The 11,644-nt window shown below is 69.3% G+C and carries 8 protein-coding genes; 3 read left to right on the plus strand and 5 right to left on the minus strand.

The annotated features are described in order from the left end of the window. Positions 1–67: 67 nt before the first annotated feature. The 3 genes from FNH08_RS31660 (at position 68) to disA (ending at position 4,255) form a co-directional block, all read left to right on the plus strand. A complete protein-coding gene (locus FNH08_RS31660; protein ID WP_152774962.1) occupies positions 68–1,477 on the plus strand; it encodes an alpha/beta hydrolase in 1,410 nt (469 codons plus the stop codon). Between the two features lie 162 nt (positions 1,478–1,639). Further along, complete coding sequence (gene radA / locus FNH08_RS31665; protein ID WP_152774963.1) at positions 1,640–3,049, plus strand: DNA repair protein RadA; 1,410 nt, start codon at positions 1,640–1,642, stop codon at positions 3,047–3,049. An 81-nt stretch (positions 3,050–3,130) separates the two neighbouring features. Beyond that, positions 3,131–4,255, plus strand: coding sequence for a DNA integrity scanning diadenylate cyclase DisA (disA, locus tag FNH08_RS31670; protein ID WP_322725837.1), 1,125 nt, complete (start codon positions 3,131–3,133; stop codon positions 4,253–4,255). A gap of 42 nt (positions 4,256–4,297) precedes the next feature. Here the strand turns inward: disA and FNH08_RS31675 are convergent, their stop codons facing one another. From FNH08_RS31675 to FNH08_RS31695, 5 genes are all read right to left on the minus strand, one after another. Continuing rightward, positions 4,298–5,317 (minus strand): substrate-binding domain-containing protein, encoded by a 1,020-nt coding sequence (locus tag FNH08_RS31675; RefSeq protein ID WP_228034474.1) that lies wholly within the window; start codon positions 5,315–5,317, stop codon positions 4,298–4,300. A gap of 114 nt (positions 5,318–5,431) precedes the next feature. Next, positions 5,432–6,505, minus strand: coding sequence for an ABC transporter permease (locus FNH08_RS31680; RefSeq protein ID WP_152774965.1), 1,074 nt, complete (start codon positions 6,503–6,505; stop codon positions 5,432–5,434). Between the two features lie 23 nt (positions 6,506–6,528). Continuing rightward, a complete protein-coding gene (locus FNH08_RS31685; protein WP_152774966.1) occupies positions 6,529–8,094 on the minus strand; it encodes a sugar ABC transporter ATP-binding protein in 1,566 nt (521 codons plus the stop codon). Positions 8,095–8,232: 138 nt separating this feature from the next. Continuing rightward, positions 8,233–8,937 (minus strand): response regulator transcription factor, encoded by a 705-nt coding sequence (locus FNH08_RS31690; RefSeq protein WP_152774967.1) that lies wholly within the window; start codon positions 8,935–8,937, stop codon positions 8,233–8,235. Next, positions 8,937–11,402 carry an ATP-binding cassette domain-containing protein gene (locus FNH08_RS31695; RefSeq protein WP_322725838.1) on the minus strand — a complete coding sequence of 822 codons (2,466 nt, stop codon included), beginning with the start codon at positions 11,400–11,402 and terminating at the stop codon, positions 8,937–8,939. The genes FNH08_RS31690 and FNH08_RS31695 overlap by 1 nt, the downstream gene beginning before the upstream one ends. Positions 11,403–11,644 lie beyond the last annotated feature (242 nt).

An 11,644-nucleotide genomic window follows, 5' to 3' on the forward strand; every position in this document is an offset into this window, starting at 1 on the left:
GAGGATCCGTACAGCCCCCACGCTCCCTCTCCCCCAGCCGTCCACCGCTTCCGGACAGGAGCCCCCCATGGCTTTGCGTCCCCGCGTCACACACCGCACCGGCTTCCGCGCCCTCGTCGCCCTGGCCGCCACCGCCGCCCTCTCCCTGTCGGCCACCTCCTCCGCGCCCGCCGCTCCCCCGGTCGCCACCTCGGCGAGCCCGGTCACCCCGGCCGCCGGGCGGCTCACCGGCACCCTCCCCGACGGCGCCACCTGGATCGCCGACGTCCCCGAGGACTGGAACGGCACCCTGGTCCTGTTCAGCCATGGCTTCGGCATCACCGAGGCCAAGAACGCCCCCACCGAGGCCGTACGTCTCCGGCTCCTCGAAGAGGGTTACGCGCTCGCCGGGTCCTCGTACGACACGAGCCGCTCCCTGTGGGCCCTGGAGAGCGCGCGACGCGACCAGCTCGCCACCCTCGACGCCGTCGCCGCGAAGACCGGCGAGCCCGAACGCACGCTCTCGATGGGCGAGTCCATGGGCGGACTCGTCAACGCGCAGCTCGCCCGCGACGCCGGCGGCCGCATCGACGGCGCCCTGGGCCTGTGCGGCCTCGTCGCCGGCGCGAACGACCTGGAGAACTACCAGCTCGACGCCGAGTACACGATCGCCCGCCTGCTGCTGCCGGGGACGCCGGTGAAGCTCGTCGACTTCGGCTCCCAGGCCGAGGTGACCGCCACCACCCAGCAGCTCTCCGCCGCGGTCACCGCCGCCCAGCGCACCCCGGAGGGCCGGGCCCGGATCGCGCTCGCCGCCGCCTTCCTCAACCTGCCCGCATGGGCACCCGGCAAGGAACGGCCCGCGCCCGGCGACTGGGCGGGGCAGCAGGCGCAGCAGTACGAGTGGTTCGCGCAGGGCATCCTCGCGTTCGTCGGGAGCGGGCGTTACGCGATCGAACAGGCCGTCGGCGGCAACAACTCCGGCAACAAGGGCGTCGACTACGCGCGCGTGCTGGCCGGTTCGACGCACGCCCCGCTGGTCCGAGCGCTGTACCGGCAGGCGGGACTGGACCTGCGCACCGACCTCAGGACCCTGACCAAGGACGCCACAATCACCGCCGACCCCGACGCCGTCCGCACCGCGGAGCGCACCTCCTCCGCCGGGCAGGGCCTGGCCGTACCGCTGCTGGACATCCACACCACGGCCGACAACCTCGTACCGGTCGAGCAGGAGAACCGGTTCGCCGACCGGGTGCGCGCGTCCGGCGACAGGGCGCTCCTGCGACAGGCGTACGTCGAACGGCAGGGCCACTGCACGTTCACGACCGCCGAGACGGTGGCCGCCCTGCGCGCGGTCGAGCACCGGGTGGCCGCGGGGCGCTGGGGTGCTGCGGCGACTCCGGGGGCGCTGCAGAGGGCGGCGCTCGAGCTGGGGCTGGATGGGGCGGCGTATGTCCGGTACAGCCCGGCGGAGCTGACGGTGGGCCGCCCCCGATAGGGGCGCGCCCGTCAGGGGCGCGGGGAACTGCGCGACAAGCCACAACGAACCGGCAGCTTCCCCACAACATCAACGCGGCAGACGATCAACAGCGGGGTCTGGGGCGCAGCGCCCAGTGAACCGCCGGACACACTGTCAGTGCGCTCCGTTACGGTTTGCCGCATGGCTGCCCGTACCAAGACCACCAAGGACAGGCCCTCCTACCGCTGCACAGAGTGCGGCTGGCAGACGGCCAAGTGGCTCGGCCGCTGCCCCGAGTGCCAGGCATGGGGCACGGTCGAGGAGTACGGCGCGCCCGCGGTCCGTACGACGGCACCGGGCCGTGTCACCAGCTCCGCGCTGCCCATCGGCCAGGTCGACGGCCGCCAGGCCACCGCCCGCTCCACTGGCGTGCCCGAACTGGACCGCGTCCTCGGCGGCGGTCTCGTCCCCGGCGCCGTCGTCCTCCTGGCGGGCGAGCCCGGAGTCGGGAAGTCCACGCTGCTGCTGGACGTGGCGGCCAAGGCGGCGAGCGACGAGCACCGCACGCTGTACGTCACGGGCGAGGAGTCGGCGAGCCAGGTCCGGATGCGCGCCGACCGCATCCACGCCCTCCACGACCACCTGTACCTCGCGGCGGAGACCGACCTGGCGGCCGTGCTGGGCCACTTGGACGCGGTGAAGCCGTCGCTGCTGATCCTGGACTCGGTGCAGACCGTGGCGTCCCCGGAGATCGACGGCGCACCCGGCGGGATGGCCCAGGTCCGTGAGGTCGCCGGGGCCCTGATCCGTGCCTCCAAGGATCGCGGTATGGCCACCCTCCTCGTGGGCCATGTCACGAAGGACGGCGCGATCGCGGGCCCGCGCCTGCTGGAGCACCTCGTGGACGTGGTGCTGCACTTCGAGGGCGACCGCCACGCGCGCCTCAGGCTCGTCCGGGGTGTCAAGAACCGTTACGGGGCGACGGACGAGGTCGGCTGCTTCGAGCTGCACGACGAGGGCATCACGGGCCTGGCCGATCCGAGCGGCCTGTTCCTGACCCGGCGCGACGAGCCGGTGCCGGGCACATGCCTGACCGTGACGTTGGAGGGCCGCCGCCCGCTGGTGGCCGAGGTCCAGGCGCTCACGGTCGACTCCCAGATCCCCTCCCCGCGCCGTACGACCTCCGGCCTGGAGACCTCCCGTGTCTCGATGATGCTCGCCGTCCTGGAGCAGCGCGGCCGGATCAGCGCCCTGGGCAAGAGGGACATCTACTCCGCGACGGTCGGCGGCGTGAGGCTCTCGGAGCCCGCCGCGGACCTCGCGATCGCGCTGGCGCTGGCCTCGGCGGCGAGTGACACCCCGCTGCCCAAGAACCTCGTCGCGATCGGTGAGGTGGGCCTCGCGGGCGAGGTGAGACGGGTCACGGGCGTCCAGCGCCGCCTCGCCGAAGCCCACCGCCTCGGCTTCACGCACGCCCTCGTACCGGGCGATCCCGGCAAGGTCCCGCCCGGCATGAAGGTCCTGGAAGTGGCCGACATGGGGGACGCGCTGAGGGTCCTCCCGCGCTCCCGTCGGCGAGAGGCCCCACGGGACGCGGAGGACCGCCGGTAGACTTTGCCCAGGTCTCGCCCGTCCGTACGAACCACGTGTGCGAAACGGGAGCGCCCCAGAACCTGCGACCGGAGGAGTGCAGTGGCAGCCAACGACCGGGTGGCAGCTCCCGGAAAGTCCGGTGGGAGTGCCGGTACCGATGGTCTGATGCGCGCCTCACTGAGCGCTGTGGCACCGGGTACGGCGATGCGTGACGGACTGGAGCGGGTGCTCCGCGGCAACACCGGCGGGCTCATCGTGCTCGGCTTCGACAAGACCGTCGAGCCACTGTGTACCGGCGGCTTCGTCCTGGACGTCGAGTTCACGGCGACGCGCCTGAGGGAGCTGTGCAAGCTCGACGGCGGCATCGTGCTGTCCTCGGACCTGTCGAAGATCCTGCGGGCCGGCGTGCAGCTGGTGCCCGACCCGACGATCCCGACGGAGGAGACGGGCACCCGCCACCGCACGGCGGACCGTGTCTCCCGGCAGGTGGGTTTCCCTGTCGTCTCGGTCTCCCAGTCCATGCGGCTGATCGCGCTGTACGTCGACGGGCAGCGCCGCGTCCTGGAGGACTCGGCGGCGATCCTCTCCCGCGCCAACCAGGCCCTCGCGACCCTGGAGCGGTACAAGCTCCGCCTGGACGAGGTCGCGGGCACACTCTCCGCGCTGGAGATCGAGGACCTCGTGACGGTCCGGGACGTCTCGGCGGTGGCCCAGCGGCTGGAGATGGTCCGCCGGATCGCCACGGAGATCGCCGAGTACGTGGTGGAGCTGGGCACGGACGGGCGTCTCCTCGCCCTCCAGCTGGACGAGTTGATCGCGGGTGTGGAGCCGGAGCGTGAGCTGGTGGTCCGGGACTATGTGCCCGAGCCGACGGCCAAGCGTTCCCGTACGGTCGACGAGGCGCTCGCCGAGCTCGACGCGCTCACCCACGCGGAGCTGCTCGAACTGCCCACGGTGGCCAAGGCGCTGGGCTACACCGGCTCTCCCGAGGGCATGGACTCCGCGGTGTCGCCGCGCGGCTTCCGGCTGCTGGCCAAGGTGCCGCGGCTGCCGGGTGCGATCATCGACCGGCTGGTGGAGCACTTCGGCGGTCTGCAGAAGCTGCTCGCGGCGAGCGTGGATGATCTCCAGACGGTGGACGGGGTCGGCGAGGCGCGGGCGCGCAGCGTACGGGAGGGACTGTCGCGGTTGGCGGAGTCCTCGATCCTCGAACGGTATGTCTGACAGCCCGAGAACGGCCCGCCGCCAGCCGCCCCATCGTTCGGTTCAGCCCTTGGCCTTGTCGATGGCCGCCTGGGCGTTGTCCTTGGTGATCAGCGTCGTATCGACGACGGTGTTGCGCTCAACGCTCTTGGCGCAGTCGACCAGGATGCTCTTGGCGAGTTCGAGCGCTTCCTTGGCCCCTGTGGGATAGACGAAGGTGGCGGTCATCCGTCCGTCGAGCACTGCCTGGTCGCCTCCTGCCTCGTCCGGAAGGCCGTCGGTGCCGATGATCGCCACGTCGCCGACCTTGTTCTGGCCTTTGAGTGCCAGGTACGCCCCGTTGGCCATGAGGTCGTTGTTCGCGTACACGGCCTTGATGTCGGGGTTGGCGCGCAGCATCGCGTCGAAGACCGTCTGGGCCTTGTCGGGCAGCCAGTCCGCCGGCTGGACGGCGACCACCTTGATCTTCGGGTTCGCGGCGACGCCTTCCTTGAAGCCCTTGGTCCTCTGGACGGCGGGGGTGGTGCTGGTCAGACCTTCCAGGATGGCGACTTCGCCGCCGTTCGGCAGCACCTTCTTCGCTGTGTAGGTCCCGGCCTCCTTGCCGATGGCCTGGTTGTCACCGCCGACGAAGGCCGTGTACTTGTCGCCGGTCGTCTGGCGGTCGAGTTCGATGACCGGAATTCCCTTTTCGTAGAGTTGGGAGACCGCCGGGGTGAGGGGCTGGGCTTCGAAGGGGGAGATCATCAGCAGGTCGACCTGCTGGGTCTGGAAGTTCTCCACGTCGGAGATCTGCTTGTTGGAGTCCCCGCGCCCGTCCGCGATGGTGATGTCGAAGTCCGGGTATCCCTTTGCCAGCTGCTTGAGTTCGGCGTTGACGTGCTGGCGGTAGGGCTCGGCGTTGTTGGCCTGAGCGAAGCCGATCTTGAACTTCTTTCCGGTGCCGCAGTTCTTCGCCAGCGCACCCGGGTGTTCCTTCGAGTCGGCGGAGTTGCCGGATGCGGTGGAGCAGGCCGCGGAGCCCATGACGAGGAGGCCGACGGTGACCAGGGCGAGTCGGCGGGTCGCGGGATTGCGTGTCATGTTCGTTCTGCTTTCCTTCAGGGCTGAGCGCATGGGTGTTCCTTGTTCTGGGATCGGGGTACCGACGGCGGGATGGTGGCCGGGGGGTGTCGAGGGCCAGGTGTGCTTCGCGGGTCAGGTGCTGCGTCGACGGCTTGCCAGGTGCTGCAGCGCTGCGGCGAGCACGATGATCGTGGCGGTCACGATCAACTGCAGGTTGGCGTTGATGTTGTTCAACTGCAGGATGTTGTTGAGCGTGCCGAGCAACAAGGCTCCGGCGAGCGTGCCGACGACCGTCCCCTCGCCGCCGAACAGGCTCGTGCCGCCGATGACCACCGCGGCGATGGCGGTCAGCTCGTAGCCTGTTCCCGAATCCGGGTTGGCGAAGGCGAGTTGGCCCGCGTCGAGAATTCCGCTCAGCGCAGCCGTCAGACCGCAGATCGCGAAGGTCACGATCTTGACGTAGCGGACGTTGATTCCGGACAGTCTTGCCGCGCGTTCGTTACCGCCGACGGCGAAGACATGCCGTCCGAAGCGGGTGGTGTTGAGCATGACCGCGCCGATGATGCCCACGCCCAGGAAGACAAGGGCGGACACCGGTAGTACGCCACCGAAGAAACGGTCACCCAGCACGGAGAAGGAGGAAGGTGCCTGTTTTGCCCCGTCCCCATAGCTGATGTTGATGAATTTGTCCCCAGAGATGGTTCTTGCCAGTCCTCGTGCGAGTTGCAGGCCGGCGAGGGTGACGATGAACGCCTGGATGCGCATGTAGTTCGAGACGAGTCCCTGGAGCACTCCGAACAGCAGACCCGCGATCAGCACGATGACGATCGCCAGAGCGGTCCCGTAATTCCAGTCGATCATCAGGCGGGCGACGAGAACGCCGGAGAGACCGAGGACGGCCCCGACCGACAGGTCGATTCCACCGGCGATGATCACGAATGTCATGCCGACGGCGATGATTCCTGTTTCGGACACGGAGCGGACGATGTTGGCGAGGTTGTCCGCGCTGAGAAAGAGAATCTCGCCGTTGCGCCGCGGCGAGAAGATGATGCCGCCGAAGAGAACCAGGACGAGACCGAGCAGGCTCTGGAAGCGGATCAGGAAGCGGAACTGCAGCCACTTCCGTGCACCGGCGGTGGCCGGCGGCTTCCCGTCGTCGAGCGCGGTCGGTGCCTCGGCGGCGGCCGCGAACTCAGCGGTCGCCATGCCGCTGTCCGTGGGGTGAGTGCTCACTGCTGCTCCTGGGTGGTGTTCGTGTCTGCGGCAAGGGCGAGGACGCGGGCGGGGTCGGTGTCAGGCGGCAGGTCGGCGACCATCCGCCCCTGCCGCAGCACCACCAACCGGTCGCACCACCCGGCCAGTTCGGGCAGCTCACTCGACGCGACCAGTACGGCCAGTCCGCTCGCGGCCAACGAGCGCACCAGGTGGTAGATCTCGGCCTTCGCTCCGATGTCCACGCCCCGAGTGGGCTCGTCCAGGAGCAGCAGGTCCGGCTGCCGCAACAGGATCCGGCCGATGAGGACCTTCTGCTGGTTACCGCCGGAGAGGCTGAGGATGGGAGCGTCTGCGCCGGCGGCCTTGATCTTCAGCCGGGGAAGGCCCCACCGCAGAGCGTCACGCACCCGGCCGGCGCGCACCACGCCGACGGTGGAGAGCCGTTTGAGGTCGGCGAGGATGAGGTTCTCCGTGACGCTGCGGGTGGTGACCAGACCGCTGCCTCGGCGGTCGTCGGGCACGAAACCGATCCCGCGGCGGAGGGCCGCCAAGGGCGAACCGATCCGCAACGGTCTGCCGTCGACCTTCACCGAGCCGCTCTGCAGACCCGGTGGTGCGGTGCCGTAGAGCACCTGCAGCAGTTCGGTACGCCCCGCGCCGAGCAGGCCGACCAGACCCACGATCTCGCCTGCCCGGACGGTGAGGTTGATGTCGTGGGGTGCCTGCCACTCCGGACTGGGGCGCCGGGGGCGGTAGGAGAAGTTCTCCAGCGTCAGCCGGTCCTCGGACCTGGCAGTGCCGGCGGGGGGAAACAGGGCTCGGAGGGACTCGCCGATCAGCAGCGATACCAGTTGCTCCTGGGGGGTCGAGGCCGGGACGGTCGCCACGGCCCGCCCGTCCCGCAGTACGGTGACACGGTCGCCGATCTGCGAGATCTCCTCCAAGCGGTGCGAGATGAACACGATCGCGACACCACGGGAGCGCAGCAGCCTGATGATCTCGAACAGGCGCTCCACCTCGTGCGTCGACAGTGCCGCCGTGGGTTCGTCCAGAATGAGGATGCGCGGTTCGCCGACCGCCAGCGCCTTGGCTATGGCGACGGCCTGCTGCTGCCCGAGGCGCAGGTTCCCGACGATGCTGCGGGGGGATATCCCTCCGCCGACTCGCTGGAGCACGGCCTCGGCGCGCCGGTGCATCGTGGAGTTGTCCACGAAAATCCCCGAACGCCGGGGTTCCTGGCCGAGGAACAGGTTGTGGGCCACCGAAAGGCCGGGAACCAGGTCGAGTTCCTGGAAAACGGTGGCAACACCGACTTTGAGCGCGCCCTGGGGTGAGGAGAAGCGGATTTCGAGCCCCGACAACCGCATCTTTCCCTCATAGTCCGCGATAGCTCCGGACATGATGTTCATGAGGGTCGACTTGCCGGCACCGTTCTCACCGATGAGGGCGTGCACCTCTCCGGGGCGGATGGTCAGGTCGACGCCGCGCAGGGCGCGGACACCTCCGAATGCCTTGCCGATCCCCTGCATCTCCAGCAGGGGTGGGGGTGTGCCGTTCGGGGCTGCGCCGTTCGGCTCCATAAGGTGCTCACCCTTCTTCTCCTGACGAGTGCAAGGGAAGTTACGGGGCGCCCCGGAAACGAAACATAAACATGCGGACTTCCGCTGTTAACGTTTCAGAAATGCCCTTTGACCTGGGCACTCACGCCGTGCACGGGATCACTGCTCGGCGATCAGGCGGTACCCGGAGCGCGGCTCGGTCTGGATCAGCGGCGAGCCGTCCGGCGTCTCCAACTTGGCTCGCAGTCGGCGTACGTACACCCTGACGTACTCCGTGTGCGTCGCGTAGCCAGGTCCCCACACCCGGCGCAGCAGGCTCGCGTGCGACACCAGGCTGCCCCTGTGCAGCACGAGTTCGCGCAGCAGCGCGAACTCGGTAGGAGTCAACCGGACCGGCGCCCCGCCTTTGGTCACCGATCGGGCAGCCATGTCGATCACCAGGTCACCCAGCCGAACGGGGGCGGGAGACTCCTCCGTGGACGGCAGCGGCCGCGAACGGCGCAGGGTCGCGTTGATGCGCGCCAGCAGTTCCTCGATGCCGAAGGGCTTGGTCATGTAGTCGTCGGCGCCGAGATTGAGCGCACGGACCTTGTCCGTCTCCTCCCAGCGTGCCGAAACGACGATAATTCCCAGCGTGGAGTGGCGGCGCAGTTGCTGGCACAGGGTGAACCCGTCCGTGCGCGGCAGCAGCAGATCGACCAGCGCGATGTCGGGCTGCTCGCGTTCGAGCAGCGTCAGGACGTCCGTCCCGTCCATCGAGACGATCACGGCATATCCGCGCGCGGTGAGGTTGCTGCGGATCAGATCCACGATGTTGCGGTCGTCCTCGATGAGAAGGACACAGGTCCGGCCCTCGTCGCCCATCAACCCGCCCTCGCGTCCGGTTCGAGCGGAAGAACCACTTGAACGGTCGTACCGACTGTCGCGTCGAGGAAGCGCAAGCTACCACCGTGCGCGTCGATGATGCCCTTGCAGATCGCGAGCCCCAGGCCGGCTCCCGACGTATCGGTGTCGCCGCGGACGTACGGCTCGACCATCTGAGCGCGCAACCCGGCGGGAATGCCAGGGCCGCCGTCGGTCACCTCGATCACCGCTCGCCCGTCGTCCGCGTAGCACCGTACGACGGCGGTGCGTCCGCCGTGGCGAGCCACGTTGTCCAGGAGGTTGACGAAGACCTGTTCCAGCCGGTCGTGGTCCGCCCAGACCGGTGGCACATCGTCGGTACGCAGGACGACGTCCGTCTCGCCGCGGGAGACGGCTGCGATGGCGGCCTCCAGAACACCGGCCACCTCACACCAGTCCGGCTGCATCCGCAGGACGCCTGCCGAGATGGCGGAGGTGTCGAGCAGGTCGCCCACCAGCCGGGTCAATCGCATGGCTTCCGTGGCGATCGTGTCGAGGAAGCGGCTCGTGGAATCGGGGTCCCAGTCCAGGTCCGTGGCCCGCAGCGTCGAAGCGTATCCAGTGATGGTCGTCAGGGGGGTGCGCAGTTCGTGGCTGAGCCGGTGAATGAAGTCCCGCTGCAACTCGCCTGCGCGCCGGAGCGCGCCGGCTTCGGCCTGGGCCCGCTGAGCGGCCTCGCGTTCCACCGCGAGCCGCAGGGAACGGGCCGCGCTCTCCAGCAGTTGGGCGCCGTCGGCCGACACGCGGTTGGGGTCCGTCCACCGGGCTCCGATGACGAAGCGCCGTTGGTCGACCTGGAACGGGACCGCGCACACGGTGGGCTCGATCTGGCGGGCGCCGTGCCGCCAGGTCGCGTCCTGGCCCGCCGCCACGAGCGCTCCCACCAGGTCCGCGGGATCGGTCTCGCCGTCGACGGTGACCGTGGTGTGCCCGCCGTACGAGCAGTCCTCCTCATCCGCGCCGACCTGCGCTTCATCCGCGCCGACCTGCGTTTCGTCCGCGCCGAGCCGCGCTTCGACCAGAGCCACTGCTCGGGCCCGCAAACCCTGTGCGAGTGCCCGCAGCGCCGGCTCCAGGCTCGCGGGCAGTTGTTCGGGTCCTGCCAGCGCGTTCAGAACTCCCCGCAACGCTTCGAGCACCCGGTTTCTCCGGGCGAGGTCGTTCAGCAGCCGCTCGCGTTCGATCGCCGTGGCAGCCAGGCTGGCGTACACGGAAGCGAGTCGCAGCAGGTCGTCCTGCGGACGGCCGGGCACGTCGGCAAGGCCGGAGAGAACCCCGTACCGGCCGCCGCTGCCCTGGATCGGCACCGACCACATGCTGACCGGCCAGCCGGAACCCAGGTCGTGGCTACGGAGGTCCTCCTCGACGACCGGGAGACCGGAAGCAGCGGCGCGACCGATCGGCCCGCCGCGTGCACCGACGCGGACCCTCTTGAGCTGCCGGAGGACGGAATCGCCGATGCCGACTGACGCGCTGAGCAGCAGTGGGTCGGCAGGGTCCTCTCCGCCCAGGTGCACACAGAGTTGCCGGTGCCCGAAAGCCGTCGACATCGCCGATATGATCATCGGCAAAGAAGCGGACGGCTCGACCTCGGCAAGCTGGTCGACAAGACTGGACAGCCGCGCAAGATGACGGCGGGCGACGGAATCGATGTTCATGCCGGACATCAGGGCGAGGACGTCGTCGGCGTGTACCTCCACCGTGGAGAAGTCGCCGACCAGCCGGCCGTGGCGCAGCGCGATCACCCGATCCGCCAGGCCGAACACCTGATCAATACGGTGCGAGACCAGCAGGACGGCGACGCCTTCACCTCGCAAGGACCGGAGGAGGCGCTCCACGTGCAGCGTCTCGTTGACTCCCAACGCCGATGTCGGTTCGTCGAGGACCAGGACCTTGGGGCGCCCCAGCAGAGCACGGGCGATCGCCACTGCCTGGCGTTCCCCGCCGGCCAACTCGCCTACCCGACGCTGCAGGTCCCCGACACAAAGACCGACGCGAGCGAGCACCGCCGCCGACTCGGCCTGCATCCGACGACCGGTGATGAACCCGTGGCCCAGTTCGCGCCCCAGGAAGATGTTGGCGATGACGCTCAGGTTGTCGCACAGCGCGAGGTCCTGCCACACGACCGCCATCTCTCCGGTGCGCAGAGCCGCGGCCGGGCTCTGTCCCAGGACGCTGACCCTGCCCCCGTCGGGGGAGACCACACCCGTCGCACATCCGATGAGTGTGCTCTTGCCTGCTCCGTTCTCGCCCACTACGGCTACGAGTTCACCGGGTTCGACGGTCATGCTGACCTGCTGCAAAGCCCGTCGAGGCCCATAGTGGACCGAGACGTCATGGAGTCGTACCGCAGCATCGTCCAGGCCGCGAGCAGTCTCATTGCCCCGTCGTGCGAACACCGGGTGGGCAGCGATTTTGCGCCACACACGGGAGAGGGTGTGGGCAAGGCGTGGACAGTGTCAAGGGCGGTGTCGGTACCGTGACCAGCAGCGTCGCCACAAGCACGTTCCGCACCCTTGTCGGCTCGGGTGGCTCGGGTGGCTCGGGTGGCTCGGGTGGCTCGGGTGGCTCGGGTGGCTCGGGTGGCTCGCGGCCGCCGCGCATGCCTTCCCGACCCGCTCCGCACAAACTCAGCCCCTCCGGCGTTTGAGGAGCGGGGGTCCGGGGG

It is taken from the genome of Streptomyces spongiae, assembly GCF_009377185.1.
Classification (GTDB): domain Bacteria; phylum Actinomycetota; class Actinomycetes; order Streptomycetales; family Streptomycetaceae; genus Streptomyces; species Streptomyces spongiae.